Source organism: Paenibacillus tabacirhizosphaerae (assembly GCF_040812395.1).
In the GTDB taxonomy this organism is placed as follows: Bacteria; Bacillota; Bacilli; order Paenibacillales; family NBRC-103111; genus Paenibacillus_E.
The window spans coordinates 413687-437653 of record NZ_JBFNXH010000002.1 but is presented as its reverse complement, the minus strand read 5'-3'; the positions used below and the strand labels follow the sequence as shown (position 1 = coordinate 437653).

24 protein-coding genes and 1 other RNA gene are annotated in these 23967 nt (G+C 44.6%); 15 read left to right on the top strand and 10 right to left on the bottom strand.

Translation table 11 applies throughout. The features are described from left to right. The first annotated feature begins 114 nt into the window (after positions 1-114). Entirely contained in the window at positions 115-1734 is a 1620-nt protein-coding gene (cimA, locus tag ABRS97_RS04995) for a citramalate synthase (protein ID WP_367811800.1), read from the top strand. 61 nt (positions 1735-1795) lie between these two features. Here cimA and ABRS97_RS04990 read toward each other — a convergent pair whose 3' ends face one another. Further along, a complete protein-coding gene (locus tag ABRS97_RS04990; RefSeq protein ID WP_367811799.1) occupies positions 1796-2329 on the bottom strand; it encodes a TlpA family protein disulfide reductase in 534 nt (177 codons plus the stop codon). Positions 2330-2527: 198 nt separating this feature from the next. On the opposite strand from ABRS97_RS04990, the gene ABRS97_RS04985 reads away from it, so the two are divergent. Next, positions 2528-3778 (top strand): MFS transporter, encoded by a 1251-nt coding sequence (locus tag ABRS97_RS04985; RefSeq protein WP_483312417.1) that lies wholly within the window; start codon positions 2528-2530, stop codon positions 3776-3778. Between the two features lie 81 nt (positions 3779-3859). Then, complete coding sequence (locus tag ABRS97_RS04980; RefSeq protein WP_367811797.1) at positions 3860-4279, top strand: M67 family metallopeptidase; 420 nt, start codon at positions 3860-3862, stop codon at positions 4277-4279. Here the strand turns inward: ABRS97_RS04980 and ABRS97_RS04975 are convergent. From ABRS97_RS04975 to ABRS97_RS04965, 3 genes are read right to left on the bottom strand one after another with little or no spacing between them, the layout of a single operon-like run. Further along, positions 4273-5007 carry an exonuclease domain-containing protein gene (locus ABRS97_RS04975; protein WP_367811796.1) on the bottom strand — a complete coding sequence of 245 codons (735 nt, stop codon included), beginning with the start codon at positions 5005-5007 and terminating at the stop codon, positions 4273-4275. The genes ABRS97_RS04980 and ABRS97_RS04975 overlap by 7 nt on opposite strands. A 34-nt stretch (positions 5008-5041) precedes the next feature. Beyond that, positions 5042-6124 (bottom strand): DUF294 nucleotidyltransferase-like domain-containing protein, encoded by a 1083-nt coding sequence (locus tag ABRS97_RS04970; RefSeq protein WP_367811795.1) that lies wholly within the window; start codon positions 6122-6124, stop codon positions 5042-5044. Positions 6125-6163: 39 nt separating this feature from the next. Continuing rightward, positions 6164-7549, bottom strand: coding sequence for an ammonium transporter (locus ABRS97_RS04965; protein ID WP_367811794.1), 1386 nt, complete (start codon positions 7547-7549; stop codon positions 6164-6166). 305 nt (positions 7550-7854) lie between these two features. Between ABRS97_RS04965 and ABRS97_RS04960 the strand changes: the two genes are divergently transcribed. Together ABRS97_RS04960 and ABRS97_RS04955 are read left to right on the top strand one after the other, a co-directional pair. Continuing rightward, positions 7855-8295 (top strand): MerR family transcriptional regulator, encoded by a 441-nt coding sequence (locus tag ABRS97_RS04960; RefSeq protein ID WP_367811793.1) that lies wholly within the window; start codon positions 7855-7857, stop codon positions 8293-8295. 21 nt (positions 8296-8316) lie between these two features. Then, positions 8317-9006 carry a zinc metallopeptidase gene (locus ABRS97_RS04955; protein ID WP_367811792.1) on the top strand — a complete coding sequence of 230 codons (690 nt, stop codon included), beginning with the start codon at positions 8317-8319 and terminating at the stop codon, positions 9004-9006. A gap of 55 nt (positions 9007-9061) precedes the next feature. Here ABRS97_RS04955 and gltC read toward each other — a convergent pair whose 3' ends face one another. Further along, a complete protein-coding gene (gene gltC, locus ABRS97_RS04950) occupies positions 9062-9955 on the bottom strand; it encodes a glutamate biosynthesis transcriptional regulator GltC (RefSeq protein WP_367811791.1) in 894 nt (297 codons plus the stop codon). A 145-nt stretch (positions 9956-10100) separates the two neighbouring features. On the opposite strand from gltC, the gene tpx reads away from it, so the two are divergent. Further along, complete coding sequence (gene tpx / locus ABRS97_RS04945) at positions 10101-10619, top strand: thiol peroxidase (protein WP_367811790.1); 519 nt, start codon at positions 10101-10103, stop codon at positions 10617-10619. A 50-nt stretch (positions 10620-10669) separates the two neighbouring features. Here tpx and ABRS97_RS04940 read toward each other — a convergent pair whose 3' ends face one another. Continuing rightward, entirely contained in the window at positions 10670-11059 is a 390-nt protein-coding gene (locus ABRS97_RS04940; protein WP_367811789.1) for a DUF1499 domain-containing protein, read from the bottom strand. Positions 11060-11240: 181 nt separating this feature from the next. Continuing rightward, entirely contained in the window at positions 11241-12587 is a 1347-nt protein-coding gene (locus tag ABRS97_RS04935; protein ID WP_367811788.1) for an Nramp family divalent metal transporter, read from the bottom strand. A gap of 174 nt (positions 12588-12761) precedes the next feature. Between ABRS97_RS04935 and ABRS97_RS04930 the strand changes: the two genes are divergently transcribed. Continuing rightward, positions 12762-13262 carry a GNAT family N-acetyltransferase gene (locus tag ABRS97_RS04930; protein WP_367811787.1) on the top strand — a complete coding sequence of 167 codons (501 nt, stop codon included), beginning with the start codon at positions 12762-12764 and terminating at the stop codon, positions 13260-13262. Between the two features lie 157 nt (positions 13263-13419). Further along, positions 13420-14949 carry a xylulokinase gene (gene xylB, locus ABRS97_RS04925; RefSeq protein ID WP_367811786.1) on the top strand — a complete coding sequence of 510 codons (1530 nt, stop codon included), beginning with the start codon at positions 13420-13422 and terminating at the stop codon, positions 14947-14949. A 76-nt stretch (positions 14950-15025) separates the two neighbouring features. On the opposite strand, the gene ssrS is transcribed toward xylB, so the two are convergent. The 3 genes from ssrS to cshA form a co-directional block, all read right to left on the bottom strand. Next, positions 15026-15207, bottom strand: a non-coding RNA gene (ssrS, locus tag ABRS97_RS04920) — 6S RNA. A 50-nt stretch (positions 15208-15257) separates the two neighbouring features. After that, positions 15258-16100, bottom strand: a complete 843-nt coding sequence (locus ABRS97_RS04915) for a YesL family protein (RefSeq protein WP_367811785.1) — start codon at positions 16098-16100, stop codon at positions 15258-15260. Positions 16101-16459: 359 nt separating this feature from the next. After that, positions 16460-18070 (bottom strand): degradosome RNA helicase CshA, encoded by a 1611-nt coding sequence (gene cshA / locus ABRS97_RS04910; RefSeq protein ID WP_367811784.1) that lies wholly within the window; start codon positions 18068-18070, stop codon positions 16460-16462. 277 nt (positions 18071-18347) lie between these two features. On the opposite strand from cshA, the gene ABRS97_RS04905 reads away from it, so the two are divergent. The 7 genes from ABRS97_RS04905 (at position 18348) to ABRS97_RS04875 (ending at position 23783) form a co-directional block, all read left to right on the top strand. Continuing rightward, positions 18348-18884 (top strand): DUF4178 domain-containing protein, encoded by a 537-nt coding sequence (locus ABRS97_RS04905; protein ID WP_367811783.1) that lies wholly within the window; start codon positions 18348-18350, stop codon positions 18882-18884. A 49-nt stretch (positions 18885-18933) separates the two neighbouring features. Further along, entirely contained in the window at positions 18934-19626 is a 693-nt protein-coding gene (locus tag ABRS97_RS04900; RefSeq protein ID WP_367811782.1) for a DUF4247 domain-containing protein, read from the top strand. A gap of 150 nt (positions 19627-19776) precedes the next feature. Next, on the top strand, positions 19777-20598 hold the full coding sequence (locus tag ABRS97_RS04895) for a YitT family protein (protein WP_367811781.1): 822 nt from the start codon (positions 19777-19779) through the stop codon (positions 20596-20598). Positions 20599-20732: 134 nt separating this feature from the next. Next, complete coding sequence (locus ABRS97_RS04890) at positions 20733-20927, top strand: hypothetical protein (RefSeq protein WP_367811780.1); 195 nt, start codon at positions 20733-20735, stop codon at positions 20925-20927. Positions 20928-21041: 114 nt separating this feature from the next. Further along, positions 21042-21275, top strand: a complete 234-nt coding sequence (locus tag ABRS97_RS04885; protein ID WP_367811779.1) for a Sec-independent protein translocase subunit TatA/TatB — start codon at positions 21042-21044, stop codon at positions 21273-21275. Positions 21276-21488: 213 nt separating this feature from the next. Next, positions 21489-22664 (top strand): putative glycoside hydrolase, encoded by a 1176-nt coding sequence (locus ABRS97_RS04880; RefSeq protein ID WP_367811778.1) that lies wholly within the window; start codon positions 21489-21491, stop codon positions 22662-22664. A gap of 165 nt (positions 22665-22829) precedes the next feature. Continuing rightward, a complete protein-coding gene (locus ABRS97_RS04875) occupies positions 22830-23783 on the top strand; it encodes a D-2-hydroxyacid dehydrogenase (RefSeq protein ID WP_367811777.1) in 954 nt (317 codons plus the stop codon). Positions 23784-23967: the final 184 nt, after the last annotated feature.

Here is a 23967-nt window from a genome sequence, read left to right as displayed (position 1 = left end):
TGATGTCCTTACAAATAGAAGTATGTTATAATCGTTAATTATACATTAACGCTTTAAAGCAAGCGAACTCACTTCCAAATTACAGTCAGTTGGCGAACTTTTAAGGAGGAACCCATGTCAACATCAGTCAAAATCTTCGACACTACATTACGAGACGGTACACAGGGAGAAGGCATCTCCTTATCCGTCGAGGATAAAATCAAAATTGCCCGCAAGCTTGATGAGCTTGGGGTTCACTATATTGAAGGCGGATGGCCTGGCAGCAACAGCAAAGATATTGAATTCTTCGAGCGCGCTCGCGATATGAAGTTTGCTAATGCCAAGATTACGGCTTTCGGCAGCACGAGACGCAAGGATTCTAAGGCTGAAGATGATATTAATTTGAACAGACTTGTGGAATCCGGCGCACAGGTGGCAACCATTTTCGGGAAATCATGGGACTTCCACGTACACACAGCCATCCAAACCTCTCTTGAAGAAAACTTAGCGATGATCTATGATTCGGTTCGCTTTTTGAAAAGCAACGGACTCGAAGTCATCTATGACGCCGAGCATTTCTTTGACGGTTTTAAAAATAATTCAGCGTATGCCTTGCAGACGATTCAACAAGCGCAAAACGCCGGTGCGGACTGGATCGTATTATGCGACACGAACGGCGGATCGCTGCCTGGTGAGATTTCATCCATTATATCGACGGTTAAACAGCACGTAACCACGCCGATTGGCATTCACGCGCATAACGATTGCGAATTAGGAGTAGCCAATAGCCTTGCAGCCGTCCAAGCGGGTGCCGGGCAAGTGCAGGGGACCATTAACGGTTACGGGGAGCGCTGCGGGAATGCGAACCTGAGCTCAATTATTCCTAACCTTCAATTGAAATTGAAGTATGATGTCATTACAGATGAGCAGCTTAAATCGCTGACGCAAGTATCTAGATATGTTAGTGAAATCGCCAACATGCATATGCCGATTAACCAGCCTTTTGTCGGTAATGCGGCATTCGCCCATAAAGGCGGCATTCACGTTTCGGCCATCTTGAAAGACTCGAGCACTTACGAACATATTACGCCTGAGCTCGTCGGCAACAAACAGCGCGTTCTTGTTTCCGAACTGGCCGGTCAAAGCAATGTGCTCGTGAAAGCTCAGGAGTTAAATCTTGACTTTAAAAATGAACACCAGAAAACAAAAGAAATCATTGAGAAAATTAAAGATCTCGAGCATCAAGGCTACCAATTTGAAGGTGCCGACGCATCCTTAGAACTTCTGCTGCGCGAAGCTTTCGAAGGACTCGAAGAGATTTTCACTTTGGAGTCGTTCAAAATGCTCGTGGAGAAATCCGCGAATCACGCAGTTGTCTCGGAAGCCATTGTGAAAGTCAAAGTTCACGGCGAAACGATCTATACCGCGGCAGAGGGCAACGGTCCATTGAACGCGCTCGACAATGCGCTGCGCAAAGCGTTGATACAGTATTATCCTGATATTCAGCACATCCACTTGTCCGACTACAAGGTACGGGTGCTTGACGAGAAAGATGCCACAGCCGGTAAAGTTCGCGTGTTGATGGAGACAACCGATTTCAATACTTCATGGAATACGCTTGGGGTTTCCAGCAATATTATCGAAGCAAGCTGGTACGCCTTAGTTGACAGCCTCCGCTATTCACTGCTGAACAGAACACGAATTGAGCCTGCCAACAAAGACCAGCAAGAGCGGCTTGGATTGGTGAATCATTAGCAAATACACAAAAAGCTGCAAGGAGCTGATATGCAGCCTCCTGCAGCTTTTCTTTTTGTTCTCAACCCTTTATTAATCCGGCAATTTTCTTATCCAGCTCTTTCGGAGACAGAACATGAATAACCTCGCGGATAACCCCATTTTTATCAATCAGGAAACTCGTAGGAATCGCTACCACACGGTACGTATCCGCATTGTCCCCCTTCTTATCAAGCAGCACTGGGAACGGATACTTGTATTCCTCAACGAATTTTTTAATATTATCCATCTTATCTCCCGGTGTTACATTAACGGCATAAAGATCGAATTGGCCCTCATATTTTTTGTACATGTTAACTAAGTCAGGAGCTTCAGCGGCACATGGCCCACACCACGAGGCCCAGAAGTTGACTAACAACGGCTTTTCTCTTGGCCCGCCTACCGTATATTCCTGTCCATCCAGTCCTTGTAAAGTAAACGAAGGGGCAAGGAAGTTCACCTTGGGCGCTTGCTCGGTAGGAAGGATGGTTTCTTTATTTGCATGCTGGGCATTTTGATACACTGCGAAGCCTGCAAGCAGCACAACAACAGCTAGTATTAACACATTCCTCTTCAAAATCTCTCGCACCTCCACTCTGTCTATATTATCTCCATTCTCGACAAAATTCCAACATATGAAGAACAAATGCACAGTATGTTTGAACCTTGGCAGGGAAAAGTAAGGATACACTCTGATTGTAAAGGACGTCGAGACATGGAGAAAACGAAAAAGAGAAGGCTCAATATCGTCTTTGAAAGCGAAGTGCTCGATGAAATGCCACAGGCTGAGCGAACGAAAGACAAGAACAAGGAAAATGCGCAAAGCGAAGAATCTAAAGGTCATATATGGGAATTTATCGCTATTGCATCCATCCCTTTAGTTCTAGTGCTAGGCAACTCTATGCTTGTTCCTATTCTGCCGGATATGCAGGAGAAAATGGGGATATCTCGCTTCCAAAGCAGCTTAGTCATCACGTTGTTTTCAATAACCGCAGGACTCATTATTCCGATATCCGGATATTTGTCCGACCGCTTCACCCGTAAAGCAATTATCATCCCTTCCCTCATCATATACGGCTCTGCAGGCATTCTTGCCGGGTTCGGCGCCATCTGGAACTCTTATACCGTTCTAATCATCGCGCGGGTCATACAAGGGCTTGGAGCCGCTGGTACAGCACCAATAGCCATGGCGCTTGTTGGGGATTTATATAAGGGTGGCACGGAAAGCAAAGCCCTTGGCCTAACAGAGGCTTCAAATGGCGCAGGCAAAGTGGTGAGTCCGATATTCGGCTCTTTGCTTGCGTTAATCGTCTGGTTTGTGCCATTTTTCGCATTCCCGGTATTTTGCTTACTCTCATTGCTTGCAGTTATTTTCATCATCAAAGAACCTAAGAAAACCAAAGAACCTCAAACTTTAAAGGCCTACATCGGACAAATCCTCCAAATTCTCAAAGAGAAAGGCCGGTGGTTGATCGCCTCGTTTTTCGCAGGTTCCTTAGCTCTATTTATTTTATTCGGCGTGCTATTCTACTTATCCCAAATCTTGGAGGAGGCACCTTACCGGATCGAAGGCGTAACAAAAGGACTCGTGCTTGCCATTCCTTTATTGGGACAAGTGGTAACTGCCTATACCACTGGCGCACTCATCAAGAAGAATGGGACTTTAATGCGCTGGCTGATGAACATCGGCCTTCTTCTTATGACCATTTCGTTGGCATTGTCGATTTTTTTCAATTCCAGCCTTTATGTATTTATTGGCTTATTAACATTAAGCGGCATAGGTACAGGCCTTCTTCTACCCTGCTTAAATACAATGATCACAGGCTCTGTGAAACGTGAGCAGCGCGGAATGATTACTTCCTTGTACAACAGCCTCCGATTCATCGGCGTTGCCTTCGGACCTCCTATATTCGGTTGGCTAATGAATATATCGCACCGCGCCATTTTTATCACTGTATCATCACTTGCACTAATCACCCTTGGCGTCGTCTTCTTTTTAATTAAACCCAAAGGGCAGGTCAACTGACAGATTCCGCCCGGAATCTGTTTTTTCATGGAAGAAATCGATATAATAGCATCATCCTTAGAAAAAAGAAGGAATGAAAACGTGAGCGTCCATATCCAAACAGAGCTATATAACCAACTGGTTCATTATTGCAGGAACTCTTTACCTTTTGAAGCTTGCGGCCTGATAACAGGCAAACTCACTCCCCTTACCATCGACGCGGTCTCTTTAATCCCGCTCCGCAATCATGCAAGCAACCCTCTACAGCATTTTCAGATCAATCCTCCAGAGATCATTCCATATCTCATGGATACGACAATCCAAATTGTTGGCATCTTCCATTCCCATCCAACTGCGCCCCCAACCCCCTCCGAAGAGGATTTGGCCACCTTATGGCATACAATTCCATCGCATTGGATCCTATCGCTGCATGACCCGAACCAAGTTGATTTGCAAATTTATCACATAAAAAAAGCCACCCCGACCCAAATCCGCAAACTTACGTTTGTCATTGGTCAGTGATGGCTTAATAAAGCGTATAAATCTCCTAACGTATCCACATCTCTAGATTTAATTTCTTCCATAAATTTCGCCCAAAGCTGCGCGGTCATAAGCGAATCTTCCAATGCATGATGACGAGTCGTCACAGGAATATCATACGCATGAAGCAAAGAATCCAAGCTTAAATTTTTCCTTTTGGGCATTAACCACTTGGCAATCATAATCGTATCCAATACACGGTGAGACAAGCTGACTTTAGAGGTACGCCACAAAGCTGCATTCAGGAAGTTTTTATCATGACCAGTCGCATGAGCGACTAACACCTTCTGCTGCACAAACTCTAAAAAATCTCGAAGCGCAACAATCAAATCGGGCGCATCGGCTGCCATTTCATTCGTAATGCCAGTCAACTTCACGATATCATCAGGAATTTTCCGTTTTGGATTTACAACACTATAAAAGGTTTGATCGTGTTGAATCTCCCCGCCAATAACGGACACAGCGCCAAACGAGATAATCTCATCCCCATTATAAGGAGAGAAGCCTGTCGTCTCCAAATCAAATACAACGAGTTCCATCGAATGTAAAGGTATTTCAAACAGTGAATCTTTTCTTTGTTCTTTCAGCATCGAACGAATGAATGCCATCTGCTGAGCACTTTGCGCATCAAACATTGAAGTGATAGCGGGCGTTAACCCTCCCATTTTATACAAATGCCACATACGGCCTGCAGGGCGCATGTCTTTCATCCCGAATCACCTCTCTCCACCGATCCTATATCCGCTAGCTTTTTTCTTTGTCTAAGTGCGCATCTATTGACTTTTTTACATACTTTTGAAGATCCATACCGACCCGCAAACAATATTTCAATTCTTGCCTAAGGTCCTTGGTCAACTGATCTGCTCTAAGCTTACTTCTTGTTGAATAGATGTGATCTTCAACCTGAAATGGCGTAATATCTCTTAGCTTCAACGCAATAGCAAACGCTTGATGCCACTCATTCGCATGATTCTCTGAAATAACAGAACTTCCTCTAAGCTGCTCTATGCGTTCCAAAGTGGAGGATTGATGAATAACCGCTAGAATGGACATGAGTCGAATACCGTTCACAATCGGAATATAAGCCCCATATTTAATGTCAAAGCCGCCTGCATCTTCCCCATAGCGTTCCTTGATTAGATGACCGAATACACCCAAAGAAATTTTATGGTGCAAGGTATTGGATAGCAAATATTTAAGAACACTCGGATTTTCGTGAACATACGATAAAAATTCACGTTTCAGACGGTCAACTAGATACTCCGCCCCATAAATGCAGCGCATATCAGCCAGAATGAGCAGATATCTAACATTTTCCCAATTCGGCTCTTGGAACCATCCCAACATCATTTCGACATATTGTGTAACAGGCTTTCTCCATTGCTTGTTGCTCGATACCACATTTCCTTCACAAGGCGGGTAACCTAGTGTATCCAAACCATGCAAAATCCAGGTAACAAGCTGGGTGAAATAAAGCTCCAACGCTTCCTCAGAATGCTCCGAACTATCTTCATAAATTAACCCATTGTCTTGATCGCTCCAGAGTGTCTGCTCTCTGCGACCTCCACTGCCAAACAAGATGAAAGCGTAAGGAACAGGCGGCTTGCCATATCCTTCGTCCTCCACAATTTGTTCTGCCAATTGGATTGTCCTTCGAATCAATGCATCATGAATCTCATTCACATTGCGCCCAAACTCAGATGAATGGGAGAAAAGGAGATGCTCCCGAAACATCTCATGCACCTGATCTCTGGTTACACGCATCTCATCGAACTGTTCCGAATGAATAATGCGTTCCAAGATCTGCTCCATTGAGAGATGTTTCATGTTGCATCTCCTTTGCTCTAGTAGAAAGTGTAAGTTGAATTAAACGGACGCACCGCTTTGATTTGCTTTTTTCATTTGTTCCGGATAACCGTATGAACCATGTTCGGACAAATCCAGACCGATAATTTCTTCTTCTTCTGTCACACGAAGTCCGACAGTAGCCTTCATGATTCCTAAGATAATGAAGGAAAGCACAAGTACGAAGAGCAGTGCGCCGAATACGCCAAGCGCTTGAATGCCTAATTGATGGAGACCGCCGCCGTAGAACAATCCAGCTCCGCCTACGCCAACTTTTGCGGACAATTCAGGCGTAGCGAATAAACCTGTTGAAAGAGTACCCCAGATACCTGCAATTCCGTGTACGGAGAAAGCATATATCGGATCATCAATTCCCGCTTTTTCAAACCATTGAGCTGTAAAGAACGTTACAATACCCGCTACTGCGCCAATAACAATTGCCGCCCAGGTATCGACGAACGCACAAGCTGCCGTAATTGCAACAAGCGCTGCAAGAACACCGTTCAACATGCTAGGAATATCCGCTTTACCAAAATACATCCAAGAAATAATTAGCGCTGCAACGCCACCTGCGGCAGCTGCCATATTCGTAGTTAAAGCGATATATCCAAAGAATCCATCGCCCATAGCACTTAATGTACTACCTGGGTTGAAACCAAACCAACCGATCCAAAGAATAATAACGCCTAGAACAGACAACACTTGGTTATGACCTGGAATCAGGTTAGCTGTTTTATCTTTATTATATTTGCCAATACGTGGTTTTAACAAGATGGTAGCCACGAGAGCTGCCGTTGCACCTTGAAGATGAACAACAGTGGAACCCGCAAAGTCTTGCATGCCCAATTTGCTTAACCAGCCGCCGCCCCATACCCAGTGAGCAACGATCGGATAAATCACGACAGTAAAGAGAATACCGAAGATGAAATAAACAGGAAGCTTTGCTCTTTCGGCGAAACCGCCCCACGCAATCGCTAAGGATACACCCGCAAATGCCAGTTGGAACAAGAATTTAATGCCGATAGGAACATCCGAAGCTGACAAGGAACCGAATGCAGCGCTTGCTTGATCTTCTAGACCTGTAACGAAAAAGCCCGTTGTCCCGAAGAACGCATTGCCATCTCCGAAGGCGAAGCCGAAACCAACCGCCCAGAAAGCAATCGCACATAATCCGAATGTTAAGATCGTTTTACCAGCAACGTGTCCGGCATTTTTCATCCTAGTTGAACCGGCTTCCAGAAGCGCAAATCCCGCTTGCATGAAAATAACCAGAATCGCTGCCAACATCACCCATACGGCGTCAATTGCGCTTTGGAGTTGCGGGATTGTTGCTTCATCAGCCGCAAACGCGAGAGTAGGGAACAATAATGACATGACACCGAGAGCTAACAATAACTTCTTAATCATACGACCACTTCCTTTAATGTTAGATTAAATAACATGTAATGAAACTCTTAATGTCATTATATACATGAAGATGGGGTTTGACAATAGGATTTTCTTCGGAAATTAGAAAAAAACGAAAAATAACCTGACATAGCACATGCATAATTCGTGTTTTCCTTAATATAGAATAGCCAATGTTACCAATTCTCTCTTTTTAGCCCCTGCGAGTTTGACAAGCATTACGTTTGACTGTATGGTTTGGAATCAGGTATTATGAGTCTTAGTAGTAGATTTTGTACATAACATGGAGTAGAGGTGAATTTATAATGGGGAATGAAATTCTTTATAAAATCGGAGAATTAGCCCGACTAGCCGATGTCAGTCCTCGTACCATTGATTACTACACCAAGTTGGGCTTGATCGAACCTGAGAAAAGATCAGATACGAATTACCGCCTATATAGTGTTGAAACCTTAAATCGGCTCAAACGTATTGAATCAATGAAGAACGAGAAATATACATTAGAAGAAATCAAAGCAAATCTACAGCAGTTGAATAAAGTTTCGCAGGACGATACGGTGAGAGATAAGCTGACATCCATACAGCTTCATTTGGAACAGTTAATGAAGGAAGCCAAAGAGCTTGGCCCGATCATTCAGCAATTAAAACCGAATCAAATGAAGAAACTTTATAAAATTCTAACGCAGCCTACAGCCGCCTGTATTGAAGCGCTTATTGTTCTTCTAGGTAAAAATCCGTTCTCATAATGAAATACGGAGGAATGCAGAATGTTTTTTCACCCGATGGATTTTCTCATTATTATTGCCTTCGGACTTTCGCTGTGGGCTTCATTTCGAGTTCGAGGAACATTTAACAAGTGGTCTGAGGTTCCCATCTACTCAGGAATGACGGGAGCTCAAGCGGCAAGGCGTATGCTGGATGCCAACGGCCTTTACGATGTACCGATTGAAGCTGTGCCTGGCGCACTCTCCGATCACTATGATCCCATAGCCAGAGTCGTAAGGCTGTCTGAGCCCGTGTACTACCAAAGCTCTATTTCATCTGTAGCAGTTGCCTGCCACGAAGTTGGCCATGCCATACAGCATAAGGTACACTATCCGATGCTCGTCATGAGACATCAGATGTTTCCCGTAGTTAACTTCGCATCCGGCATAGCACCGATTCTGATCTTAGCAGGCTTCTTCTTCCAGCAGATTCCGTGGCTGCTTGGCATCGGTATTCTATTCTTCGCAGCCGCCGTCGCTTTCCAGCTTGTTACGCTGCCAGTGGAATTCAATGCCAGCTCAAGAGCACGCGACTTGATGGTAGCAGAGGGCTTTATTTCTAATGAAGAAGAACGCGGTGTAGCCAAAGTACTTAATGCCGCAGCCCTGACCTATGTGGCCGCAGCGCTTATTTCAGTCCTTGAGCTTTTAAAGTATATTATGATCTTCAACAGTCGCAGCAACGACGACTAAATAGAAAAGCTTTCCTTACGTGCAGCGCAGTAACGCTCACAAGGAAAGCTTTTTTCTATTTCAACAGCTGAAAATATTCAAGCAAAAAGCGTCTAAATACTTCCGCTACCAAAGGCAGCTTCTCACCTTTGCGACTTATCAGGCCTACGGTTCGGGTCACCTGGGGGTCCGTTACACGTATTTTGGCGGGCTGAAGCTGACCGCCTTCCAATAGAGCCATATCAGGCAATAGGCTAACCCCCATACCCGCAGCAACAAGCCCGCGGATCGTATCGGTCTCTTCACCTTCGAATTCAATCTTCGGTACGAAGCCAGCTTTTAAACAGGCCTCCATTACAATGGAACGAAGCGTGTATTCCTCGCTGAACATAACGAAGCATTCCTGTTTGAGCTGTTCCAAGCGAATGGATGTATACTCCGCTAATATATGATTGGCAGGCAAAATAGCAAATAATTCTTCAGTCAGCAAAATTTCGCCCGTGACATGTTCATGTGCCTCCGGGAACGGTGAGATGAAAGCGAGATCTATGTCCCCTTTGATGACATCTCGAATCAAGCTGTTATAGGTTCCTTGACGCAACCTAAACTTGACATTAGGATGATCTTTTTTAAATGCAGCAATGACAACAGGCAATAAATTAATAACTACGCTATGCGGAAATCCAATTCGAATTTCCCCCGCCTCCGGATCCAGAAATTCATGAATCTCCCCGACGGCACGTTCCAAATCAGTAAGAATTCCTTCTACTCGGCTCAAGAACAAGTTTCCAACAGAAGTAAGCTGCAGATTGCGGCCTTTCTGTACGAACAGTTTAACGCCAAGTTCTTCCTCCAACAAATGTATTTGTCGGCTAACAGCTGATTGTGCAACATGAAGCTCCTCTGAAGCTTGCGTAACATGCTGTTTTCTAGCAACTTTCACGAAATATTGCAGTTGTCTTAACTCCACTTCATGAATCCCCCAACAATCCTTTTTACTCTACCGTATCGGATCTAATTATAGCCCTACTATATCGATTGGACAACCTAACTTCAAAAAGCTTATAATAAATAAGTTGAGATTTGGCTTGGAAAATAAAGGAGGAAACCGTACAATGGCACAAGAACGCACAGGCGTTGCTACCTTTAAAAGCAACCCGATCACTTTGGTAGGACCTGAAGTTAAAGTAGGCGACAAAGCACCTAATTTCACAGTTAACAAAGATTTACTGAATCAAGTTACACTCGCAGATTACGCAGGAAAAGTAAAATTGATCAGCGTTGTTCCATCATTGGATACAGGCGTATGCGACGCTCAAACACGTCGTTTTAACGAAGAAGCTGCTGGCTTAGGTGACAATGTAACCGTGCTTACAATCAGCGTTGACCTTCCATTTGCACAATCCCGTTGGTGCGGTGCCGCTGGAATCGATAAAGTGATCACTTTGTCCGACTACAAAACCAAATCCTTTGGCGAAGCTTATGGTGTTCTGATTAAAGAACTTCAACTCGATATGCGTGCTATCTTTGTCATCGATGCTAATGACACTGTTCAATACGTTGAATATCTCGGCGAAATGACTTCACATCCAAACTATGAAGCTGCGGTAACAGCTGTAAAAAATTTGATTTAATCTAAATAAAATAAAAACAGCAAGGAGGCCAAGCTTCCCTGCTGTTTTTTTTATCCATCAATTTTATAAGAGGCAAGTTTACGATCTAATTGTTTATAAATATCCAAAATCGTACGATAATTCGAACCCAGATCTCCCATGGAACCCCGTGATGCAGAATAGATATCAACAGCTGTCTTAACCGGATTAATTCCAAACAATGTTAAGGTAACATCTTGAGTTCTGCCTAGCATCGTACGGCGTTCGGCCAGAATTTCCCCAACGTTTTGAACTTCGTGAAGAAGTTTATAACCAGGCGTTTTCTTCAAAACGGCTGTAACCTCTTCCCACACCTGATCTTTTGGAAGTTTGTAGTACCTTGTTTTTAGCAGCGGATCTCTCGCTTTATCTCCGGTTGACTCATGACTGCGAAGCAATCCTATCAAAGTTCTCTTTAGCAAAAGCCTTGCCCCCTTCAATGAAGTGTATCAACTGCTTGCCATATCTACACTATTTTATATCTTACCATTGTTTATCCTTAAGAAAAAGAGGGAATATGAAAAGACCATGAAAACAAAGTGATGAATACAACAAAAAAACAGGAGATGAATATCATCCCTGCTTTTGTGTATACGCGAGTAATTATTTAAAAATTGTGCCGTAGAGTAAATATACATTCAATGCTGCAATAACGATCGCAACGATCCAACTTAAAATAACCATCCATTTAGGTGCAACGAGTTCCCCCATTTTTTTACGGTCAGACGTAAACTTAACGAGAGGAATGACAGCGAACGACAATTGCAGGGACAGGATGACCTGACTGAGGACAAGCAAATCTGTTGCCCCGCTCTCACCATAAATACCAATAACAATAACAGCTGGAACAATAGCAATGAGTCGTGTGATTAAACGACGAAGCCATGGTGCGAGCCGGATGTTCAGGAAGCCTTCCATAACAATCTGGCCTGCTAGCGTACCTGTAAGCGTCGAGTTCTGACCCGATGCAAGAAGCGCCACTCCAAACAATATACTCGCCGCTCCAGTACCAAGCATAGGTCCAAGCAGCTTGTAGGCATCCTGAATTTCAGCGACTTCCGTGCCAGCTGAATGGAATGCCGCGGCAGAAAGAATAAGTATCGCTGCATTTACAAATAGCGCAAGCATCAAAGCTACGGTAGAATCAATTGTAGCGAATTTTATGGCGGAACGCTTGCCTTCGACGGTTGGCTCGATTTTTCGAGTTTGTACGATAGAAGAATGTAAATATAAGTTATGCGGCATGACTGTCGCACCTAGAATTCCTAAAGCAATATAAAGCATCGCCGGGTTCGTTACAACTTGCGTTGTAGGAATAAAGCCTACAGCAACCGCCTTTAAATCCGGATGAGAAAAAATAAGCTCAAAAACAAAACAAACAATGATAAGCAGCATCAAACTGATGACCATAGCTTCGATGTACCGGAAGCCCTTCTTTTGAAGCAAAAGCACCAAGAGGACATCTAAAGCTGTGAGAATGACCCCGTAAATAAGCGGAATCCCGAAAAGTAAATTAAGCGCAATGGCAGCCCCAATCACTTCAGCTAAATCACATGCGGCAATAGCAAGCTCGCACAGGATCCATAACGCGAAAGAAACGGGCTTACTGTAATGATCTCTACACGCTTGGGCTAGATCTCTGCCTGTCACAATTCCAAGTCGTCCAGACAAGGCTTGCAGGAGAATCGCCATTAAATTCGAAATTAAAATAACAGATAATAACGTGTATCCGAATTGGGAGCCTCCGGCTAAATCCGTCGCCCAGTTACCCGGATCCATATATCCAACAGCTACAAGATAGCCGGGTCCGATAAAGGCAAGCAGTTTACGGAAGAAACCTGCCTTCTTCGGCACATGTAAACTTTGATGAACCTCGGGCAAGCTGGGATTCGGAGACTTTCTTTTCCAACCGCTTAGCTCCTGTTCAGATTTCTTGTAAGCCACTTCCATCTATGATCCCTTCTTTCTCACATCCAATAATGTTGTACCAAGGAAACTTTAAGTGTAATTATACTACAGAATTCTATATTATGCTATAGTCTAACAATTATGTGCATACGAAAGAATGTTTCACTAGGGAAAAATTTTTCCGTGACATATCCAATATAAAGGAGATTACTTGCCATGATCATTCGTCCAGCCTTAACTGAACAAGATATTTTAGAAGCTTATACCATAGAGCGCATGGTTTATCCGCCAGAAGCCGCCGCTTCGCTAGAAGCATTTATACTAAGAAGCGATAAGTTTGGAACTTACTTTCTAGTCGCTGAAACGAGCCCTAATGAAATCGCTGGGGTTACCAATGGCGTCCGTCTCCCTCATATGCATTTGGCCGATGACAGCATTAAACAAGCAGCGGAATTCACAGTCGACGGTGCGTATTTCTGTGTCCTTACAATTGCCGTGCATCCTAAACATCAACGCAAAGGAATTGCTTCTACTTTACTTCAGCATGTCATTCAACAAGCCCAGAAAGATCAATTAAAAGGAATCATTCTAATGTGTGAAGAACATTTAATAAGTTTTTATGAAAAGCACGGTTTTCGGTATGACTCCCCTTCCTCTTCAGCACATGGAGGCATCCAGTGGCATGAAATGAGTTTGATTTGGGAAGCAGGAAAATAATCTAGGCACCGGACTCAGTAGAATAATCTTATGCAAAAAGAAGGAATTCCGTTCTCGCGTGCGAATATAGTATAAAGCATTCTTTGTATATTTAATAAACAAACAAAGATAATGAATAGCATTATACAATTAACTTCACACAAAGGGAGATCAACACATGTCGTATTTCATGGGATTGGATTTAGGAACCTCAGCAGTCAAATGCATATTAGTGGATGACCACGGCTGCGTCATTGGCAACCATAGCGTGGAATATCCGCTGCAACAGCCCCACCCGGGCTGGGCTGAACAGCATCCTGAAGACTGGTGGAATGCCACTGTACAGGGCATTCTTGCTTTATTTGAGAAGACCGGCGTCTCAGGCGCCGAGGTCGCCGGCATCGGCTTCTCCGGCCAAATGCACGGGTCGGTATTCCTTGACGAGGCGCAGCAGGTCATCCGCCCTGCGCTGCTCTGGTGCGACCAGCGCACCGCGGAGCAGTGCGCTTACATCGAGGCGGCCGTCGGCAAAGCCGAGCTCGGCGGACTTACAGGCAATCGGGCGCTGACCGGCTTCACCGCGCCCAAAGTCATTTGGCTCCGTCAGCATGAGCCGGAGCATTACGCGCGCGTTCGGCATCTGCTGCTGCCGAAGGACTACGTCAGGCTGCGCCTGACGGGAGCGTTCGGCATGGACATGGCCGACGCAAGCGGCACCCTGCTGCTGGACGTAGCCAACCGCAGGTGGTCGCAGACCGTGGCTGAGCGGCTAGACATTCCGATGGAATGGCTGCCGCCGCTCTTTGAATCCAGCGACGTAGCCGGCCGGCTGCTGCCGGAGGTGGCCAGCCTGACGGGGCTGGCTGCGGGTACGCCGATCGTCGCTGGAGGCGGCGACCAGGCGTGCGGCGCCGTCGGCGTTGGCGTTGTCCGCCAAGGCATCGCCTCCGTGGCGCTGGGCACATCTGGTGTCGTCTTCGTTCACGATGACGCTTATCAAGTCGATGAAGACTATCGGCTTCATTCGTTCTGTCATGGCGTGCCAGGCAAATGGCACCGCATGGGTGTTATGCTTGCAGCAGGCGGTTCCTTCCAGTGGTGGCGCAACCACTTTGCGCATAAGGAATTGGAGCGTGCGCATGAAGAGCGGAAAGATGTCTACGAAATTCTGACCACAGAAGCGGCTGCTGCTCCCCTAGGAAGCGAAGGCTTGCTGTTCCTGCCTTATTTGTCAGGAGAGCGTACGCCTCATCCAGACCCAAAAGCGCGCGGCGGCTTTATTGGACTTCATATGCGGCACAGCAAAGCGCACCTGACCCGCGCACTTCTCGAAGGCATTACATTCGGCCTCCGGGATTCCTTGCAGCTTATGAAAGAATCCGGAATTGAAATAACTGAGCTTCGCGTAAATGGCGGAGGCGCAAAAAGTCTGTTCTGGCGTCAAATGATTGCCGATATCTTTGGTATTCCGGTCGTTACCGTAAATTCAACCGATGGACCTGCATATGGCGCTGCCATCATGGCTGCATCGGCAGTTTTAAGCGAAGACATCACGACTCTTTGCGAGAAATGGATTCAAGTCGTTGACCGGGTAAAACCAATTGAGGCTAACCATCAGAAATACGAAGCCTATTATCAAATTTATCGCGGTTTATACACTACACTTCAAAGCACGTTCCATCAATTAAGCGATCTAGCCGGTCATTAAACATCGTTCACAATAGTATTAGCAAAAAGAACCGCCAATTCGGCGGTTCTTTTTCGATATTCGATGTAGACAAAAAAAGAAACCCGCCTATGCCGTCCAGTTTCTGTGCTTCAAACCCGCTCTCGCAGGTGGGTGTCCGCAGAATTGTTTTTGAGGTCCCCTTTCGAGGGCATGTCAGCCACAACTCAATATAGGTCTCCCTAGAAACAGTCATTGGTTTAAAACAACTTAAAACCGAAACGAACATCGCAGGATTCTTTTGTAGTTCTTATTATAGAGCTGCCTACAGGCTTTTTCAACTGGTAGGTTTACTCTCTATTCTTCTCATTCACATCTTTCTTATACTTGGCAGCTTCTTCCTCATCAATTGGCCCGACATGCTCCGCTAGCTCAATTTGAGTTTCCTCTTCGGCTTGCGCCTCCGCTAATTTCTGCTGTTCTTTTTCTTCAAGTTCCTGTTGTTTGATTTGCAGCTTCGTGAAGCTACGGTTAAATTGCCAGAAAGAGAACGTTGCGACAATGCTGCCCATGAAGAACACGACCAGGAAAAAATTAAGTTTCGTCAAGCAAATATAAACGATAGCTCCATTACAGAGCAGTAAAACAATGGAATTGATCGGGTTGCCAATCGTAATAAGAATCGAATTCTTAAAAATTTGAAAGATCTTCATATGAAGATGAACCATAATTGAGAAAAAATTAAATAACGCGATCGTTGCGATGACAGTAAAAGCAATAAACAGCACAGCTAAAATTTTCAGTGAGCTTCCTTGCTTGATGTAAAAGAAATAGTTCACGATAATAATAGCGAAAATAATAATAAAGAAAATACCGCCAACCATACTTTGCACATAGTTCTCTTTATAACCACGGAAGTATGTCTTTAACAACGGCACATCCTCTTCGCCCGTCACCCATTTTCGCGTAACCGTAAACATAGCAGCCGTTGCCGGAAAAAAAGTAAACGGTGCCAAAACGGCAAGAATAGGAAGCGTCGAGATTAAAGCATCCTGTGATTGGCTCACCAGTCCCATGAAACCAAAAAAGAATACCGGTATAGAGCACAACATCCAGAGAAGATTAATCACAGAGAGACGCATGATCCATTCCGAGATTTTGTATAATCCTCCCATAACTCCTCTAAACTCCAAAACTGTGTCCTCCTTAGAGCTCTCCTATTGAAAGCTGATGTCAGTACATGTACGATATGCGTTTGTTATGTATTAATTATAGCCTATTTTTGATCATATAGGTAGACGTCTAGTCCGTGTAGGTCAATTTACATAATATAGTATTGTCAAAGCGAATCATCCCCAATACATTTCTCAGGAGGTTGATACTATGTCTCATCCAGTTGGAACATCTGCAGGCGCAATTTTGGTTCTTTTTATACTGCTTGTTATCATCACTAGCTCTTTCGTCATCTAACCGATGACTAACTTGGTCCAAATTAGGCAAAAGGCGTTGATCCTTAGGATCTCCGCCTTTTGTTTATTTTCATGCCATCATTTTATTTGTTAACAAGTGTTTCTTCGCTTTTGCGAGGTGCTCTGGAACGGTCGCGGTTACCGCTGTTGTTGCCGTACTCGCGATTGCGGGAAGATGATGAAGAGCTGCGGCCTTCGCCACCCTCTCTGGAACCATATTCTCTATTTCCATCCTTACGCGGATAACGGGAGCCAGAATTGCCTCCGCCATAACCGCCTTGACGATCGTTTCTGCGATCGCCTGATCCACCAGATCCGTATCCGCCGCCAACACGTCTGCCGGAGCTGCGTACGTCGAATTTTTTCTTTCTGGCACGAATTGGATCTTCAGGTGTCAATTCGATTTCCACTTCTTTTTTCTCGCCAGTCAGAAGCTTCATAGCAGCAGCAAGCAGGTTAACGGAATCATATTGTTCCAACATTTGAATGGCAAGACCTTTGAATTCAGCTTGGGTTTCATTCTGCATAACATCAAGAATGCGCTCAGCTGTCATTTTTTGTTTGCCCTCAATCGCTTCCGCTAAGCTAGGCAGCGGCTTTTTGTTAATGCGATGACGAGTTACTTTTTCAATGAAGTGAAGGTGGTCGATTTCTCTTGGCGTTACGAACGTCCAAGCTGTACCTTCTTTACCTGCGCGGCCTGTACGACCAATACGGTGTACATAGCTTTCTGGATCTTGCGGCAAGTCAAAGTTAATAACGTGAGTTACGCCAGATACATCCAATCCCCGTGCAGCTACATCCGTTGCTACAAGTACATCAATACTGCCGTCACGGAATTTTCTCATTACGTTATCGCGTTGGTTTTGGGAAAGGTCACCATGGAGGCCTTCAGCCGCGTAACCTCTTTTTTGCAAAGCTTCCGCCAATTCGTCAACTCTGCGTTTCGTGCGTCCGAAAATGATCGCAAGTTCCGGAGCTTCCATATCAATCAAACGGCTCAATGCTTCGAATTTTTGCTTCTCATGCAATTCAATGTAAGCTTGGTCGATCAATGGCGCGCTTACTTGCTTAGGAATGACAGAAACGTGCTCAGGGTTACTCAGGAATTGCTGCGCAAGCTTTTGGATGTTAACCGGCATTGTAGCGGAGAACAACATCGTGTGGCGCTCAGCCGGTACCAAGCTAAGAATGGACTGAATGTCTTCCATGAAGCCCATATCAAGCATTTCATCTGCTTCGTCCAAAATAACGGTTTTGACATCGTCAAGTTTAATCGTTTTGCGATTAATATGATCAAGAAGACGTCCAGGGGTACCGATAATGATTTGCGGTTTTTTCTTCAAAGCGCGAATTTGTTTAACGATGTCCTGTCCACCATAAATAGGAAGAGAACGAATGCCTTTGAAACGGCCGAGTTTTTCAACCTCTTCCGCAACCTGTATGGCAAGTTCACGTGTAGGGCACATGATTAAAGCAGAAATGCGCTCTTCTTTAACATTGATTTTGTTAACAAGCGGAATACCGAAAGCAGCTGTTTTTCCTGTTCCCGTTTGTGCTTGCCCGATCAAATCACGGCCTTCCATTGCTAATGGAATCGTTTTTTCTTGAATCGGCGTGGACTCTTCAAAGCCCATCTCCGTAATCGCTCGTAAAATCGTTGGTTCTAAACCAAACTCTTGAAATGTTTTCAATCTATCCAATCTCCTTTTGTACAGGGCAGGCTAATGCCTTGTATCTTTTTTACCCTTAAGTACGACTTCCTATCCGTATCTATAGTTTCTTAGTGGAATACACTTACGATTCACATCATCCATGATCCAACTGGCCGCCCTTAAGAATATCTCGAATATTATATCACAAGTCATACACACATTTCCAGAGGGGTCTTCATAAATCAGAACGAAACCTTATGTGTAACCTAAACGTATTAAAGGGAAGAACGACAAACGGATTAGAGGAGAGTTTTCTATGTCAATTTTTAAACGAGTCAGCAACATCCTACGCAGTCAAAAACAAGAATCTGCAACAATTCCCGTCGGCAGTCCACTTGAGGAAGCAAAGGTTGGAGATATTGTGAATGTCGACCTAGAGGAATACGTTATTTCCGGCAAAGTGATTTACTTTGACCGCGGCTTCGCGCCTCACCGATACGCATACTATCTACAAAGTGGTAAAAATATGAAGTGTCTAATTGTCGAAAAAGGGCGAACCTATGATTGTTTCATCTGTGATTTCATTGAAGGAGCACTGGATGATCCGAATGATGTGCCTTCGCGTCTGGAACTTGACGGAGATGTTACGTTTGAACTTGAGAATTATCGGAATGACATGTCGCGGACAGAAGGAAATACGGATTTCCGTACCGGCGATGACGTCACGTTCTGGCGTTACTTCGGACCAGACAACCGTTTCTTTTTCCTCCAATGGCAGGATGGCAAATTTGTTGCACTGGAAGGTGAACGGACACCTGGCAATCAGATCAAATTTTTGAAATCGACTCTCTAAGAGAGCCTGTGATATGATTATTGAAGTTAGGAAAGGAGGGATACCCAAGTTGAAAAAGTGGACTTCATGGCTTGCTTTCCTATTGACCATCTCTCTGTTGACCGCTTGTGGCGCTGACGCAGCCAGCTACGTGAAGAATCAGTATCCGTTAGTTAGCGCAGACGGAAATGGCAATAACATGTCCAAGGTATATTCCGTAGAAGGCAAAACAGTACCTGCTGTTGCGTCCGAATTGGCCGCGAAGGAATCACCAAAAGAAAAGAGCAAGGAATCGGATGACCAGATGTTCCTTGTCTACAACGATAAAGTAATAAATATTCAAAAAGATCCGAAAGAGAGCCATAACACACTGGTCCAGATTGATAGTATTCAATATGCAAAGAGCCACTATGATTCCTCGTTCTTGCAAGGGTATTTGACAGCCACCCTGCTTCAATCCATGTTCGGCGGCAGTTGGTTCAACAATCGTACTTCCTATGATTACCGCGGATATACCCGAACCCCCTCCTATAATACTGGAGGCGGAACATCTACTTCGCCAACAACAGATACATCCAAAGACAAGAACCCAACGACCTCAGATCGCACAGGAAGTTTCAAAACAGGAACTGGCAGTTCGAATACGGGAAGTGCGTCCACAAATCGCAAGAACGATGGCTCTACACCGAATAAGGTTACTAAACCATCGGGCAGCAAACCGAGCACGAGCACCCGTTCAGGTTCCTTTAATAAGCGAAAATAAAGATATCGAAACTAAAGCTGAGTCCATCTATCGGACTCAGCTTTTTTCAACTCCCTCTTTTTATTAAACACTGGTTAAATAATTATTGAACTTTTATCGGAATGAATTATACTGGCTTTATGTTGCATACTATTTTAGAGGTGATTAGGTTTGAAAAAAGCGCTAGACGCCCTCGTTATTCTCCTTGGCGCACTGCTTGTCGCAGTAGGCTTTAACATGTTCTTAATCCCGCATCAGTTATTAAGCGGCGGTGTTTCAGGAATCGCGATGATCATTGGTTATTTTACGAATTGGGACATTAGCTTTTTGTACCTCATTTTTAATTTGCCTCTTTTATTTTGGGGGTTAGTGAAACTGGGGCGCAGGTTTATCATTGTCAGCGTGCTTTCCGTTATTCTCACTGTATGGATGATGCAGGTTATTCCAACAAGCTACGTTGCTCAAGCTCCCATACTAGGAGCTGTATTCGGAGGGGTTCTCATTGGAATCGGAAGCGGTATTACACTAAGAATCGGCGGTTCTAGCGGTGGCTTTGATATTGTGGGTTCCATTTTAACAAGACACTATGATTTCCCTCTCGGTACCGTCCTTTCATCCTTGAATGGCGTTGTTATTATCGCACTTGCTTATTACAAACAAAACTGGGATTTAGCCTTATATTCCATGTTAGCTATTTATATCAGCGGCAAAGTCGTCGATACGATACATATTCGTCACGTTAAAGTAACTGCATTCATCGTGACGAAGCAAAAAGACGAACTGCTTGATCGGCTTCTGCTGCTTCCGCGAGGTGTAACACTTGTGAAAACGGAAGGTGCCTATACCAAGCAGCAGCATGATATGCTCATGACGGTAACGACCCGATACGAGCTCGCCGAATTAAAGAGAATTATTAAGGAGTTGGATCCTAAAGCATTCGTCAATATTGTGGAAACGGTAGGCGTTGTCGGGGAATTCCGTAAGCTCAAATAGTCATAATTGATGAAAACAGCCCCTTCTATACGAGTCAATTTGTGTTATAATAGAAATTGTAATTTCATATAGTTCTGGTTCAAACCGAGTGGTTCAGGCGTAGGTCTTATTCTAATCTTCTGATTGGAAGGGTGATGCTTGTGGAGACAGTCAAGTTATCCAGGATTGTGATGAAATTAACACCGGAGTTGTATTCTTTTCTTACCAGCCATGAGTTGGATTCCGAGATTGTCCTCCGACATGGATTAGAGGCGCTCGCGGCAGACGATGTTATGGAAATTATTCAATTTAGCATTTCGGAACATCATAAAGACGCCTATTACCATTAAGGCGTCTTTAATTGGCCTTGGGAGAAAAGTTAATGGGTTTGTAATATTTAGGGTATATAGTTTATGATGAGTTCATGGTAATATATAATAAGTCGAAATTATGGAGGTGCACGTATGGGACCTTTTTCCGCATGGCATGTTATCTTAATTGCTGTTGTAGCGCTGCTACTATTTGGGCCTAGCAAGCTGCCTGAGTTGGGACGCGGTTTTGGTAAGATGTTCAGAGAGTTTAAAGACGCTACTACGGGCAATGGCCTTGCTTCTTCTTCTGAAGATCAGCCGGCACGCAAAGAAATCAATCCCGCAGAAGTGACAAAAACAGAATCAGGACGAGATCAGAACAAATAATTAAAACACCCGGCATTCATTCATGCAATCCGGGTGTTTTTTTTGTTGGCTGAAATCCACTATCCCCCACATTCACACCCCGACGTTATTTATCCAATTGAGCTGCCCATCACATCATTTTTCTACAAACATCTACAAATTTCCTCTGTGCGGAGTACGCTGCTTGCATTATAATAAAACATAGAATCATAGATGGGAGAGGACTTATTCATCATGGAAATTTTACTGGCTTCTTTAGCGATGATCTGGGGCAATGTCTCAGCAGCTAACCCGGATGCAGACTTCGAGCAATTCGTTCAAGCATCCTTGAATGCGAAGAATGCAATTGTTCAAACTGTCCCAGCCCCAGGCGCGGATCCATTGGCTCCCGTCAACAAGCAAGATCCACAGAAAGATGCACCCAAAATTAAAGGTGTGTATGCAACCGCTCACAGCGCAGGAGGCGGCCGACTGAATACGCTCTTGAAACTGCTCGATGACACAGAGCTCAATTCGTTAGTTATCGATGTGAAAGATGATTGGGGCTACATAACCTGGGAAACAGGAAACCCCGATCTGGATGCAATGGGAACCACACAGAAGATTATCGGCGATATGCCAGGATTGATGAACACCTTGAGCGAACATAAAATTTATCCGATTGGTCGAATTGTTGTCTTTAAAGACACTGTTCTTGCCAAAAAGAAGCCGGAACTCTCCTTCCTCAACCCTGACGGAAAGCTATGGGGCAATGGTAAAAATCCACCCGATAGCTTCGTGAATCCTTATAACAAAGATGTTTGGGATTACAACATTGCTGTTGCTAAAGAAGCTGTCAAAGCTGGTTTTAAAGAGATCCAATTCGATTATGTACGTTTCCCTGAAGGCTTTGAGAAAAGAGCCGACATTTTGAAGTATACGAAGGATGAGCGCACCCGAATTGAAGCCGTTTCTGCTTTTGTGAAATATGCCAAGGAGCAGTTGCAGCCGCTTGGCGTCCGCGTATCGGTTGATATTTTCGGATATGCCGCATCGGTTCCTGCGGCTGAAGGCATTGGCCAGGATTTTGAAAAAATCTCACAAAATGTCGATGTTATTAGTCCCATGATCTATCCGAGCCATTACAGCACGGGATGGTTTGGATCTAAGGTACCGGACGCCGCTCCGTTCCAAACCATTAATGGAGCGTCCATCGATACGAATAAGAAACTCATTGAAATCGATAAAAAGGGCTTGAAACCTATTATTCGTCCTTGGATTCAAGACTTCACCGCTTCATGGGTACCAGGCTACATCAAGTATGGCAAGCACGAGGTGGAAGAACAGATCCGGGCACTGAAGGAAAATGGTGTTGACGAGTTTTTACTGTGGAATGCCAATAACAACTACACACCCAATGTAAATTACTAACCAAAACACCCTAAGAGCCTCATGCTCTCGGGGTGTTTCTTCGTTTAAACTATCCTATCGTAAAACTCATTTTATTTACTTTACCTAGCAATTTGTTTATTATGTTACGAGAAATAACACCAGACCGTATCCCTATAAAAGTAATGATAGGAGTTGATCGCATTTATGAAAATTGTAGCTATCACAGGAATGGATCTTACCTATGTAAGCAACGCCATGCCCGAAGATTTAAAGAATCGCATCCAATTCCATTGGTTCAAAAGCTCAGAAGCCGCATATGATTACCTCCCTGACGCAGATGCCATTGTAACAGCAGGCCGTATGAACCCCACTATCATGAAGCTAGCTGAAAATGTGAAATGGATACAGACCCTCTCGGCAGGCGTCGACAAATTGCCCCTCAAGGAGCTAGCCGAACGTGGAATCACGCTGACAAACGCACGAGGCGTACATACCATTCAAATGAGCGAGTTTACGATTAGTTTAATGCTTCAATGGGTTCGGAAATCGAATATACTGCACGGTTTTCAACAGAAGCAGATCTGGGATTCTCAGATCACGTTCGGAGAACTCTATGGTAAAACGATAGGCATCGTAGGCGCCGGAGCTATTGGCGAAGCCATTGCACGCAAAGCGAAGGCTTTCGATATGAATGTCATTGGCTTGAATCGATCAGGTAAGCCTCAGCCCGCTTTTGATCATATGTTCCACGGAGAAGAGGGTCTCCAGCAGTTGCTAACTGAAAGTGATTTTATCGTTCTTCTGCTGCCCAGCACCTCCAAAACACGCCGATTTTTGACTACAGATCACCTCACCCTTATGAAACCCAGCGCATTCCTTATTAATTTGGCCCGCGGTGATGTCATTGATGAAGAAGCCTTAATTGACGCGCTGCAAAAAGGGAGGCTCGCAGGAGCTGCGCTTGATGTATTCGAACATGAACCCTTGCCAGCATCCTCCCCGCTTTGGCGATTGGACAATGTCATTGTAACCCCTCATATTGCCGGCTCATCTGTCCATTATACAGAGCGCGCATCCGCAATTGTTTACCATAATATTCGCGTCATGCTGGATGGAGGCGACATGATGAATGTCGTCAATCTTAACGAAGGCTACTAAACGGAAAAACGTACCTCTTCCTAATAAGTACAGGAGGAGGTACGCTTATTTATTTGCTCGGTATTGAAGCCATGCCTCTCATATAAGGCCGAAGCGCTAACGGAATGTAGATCGATCCATCAGGCAGCTGGTGATTCTCAAGCAGCGGGATCAGGATTGTTTATAATTTTTGCTGCCCATATCC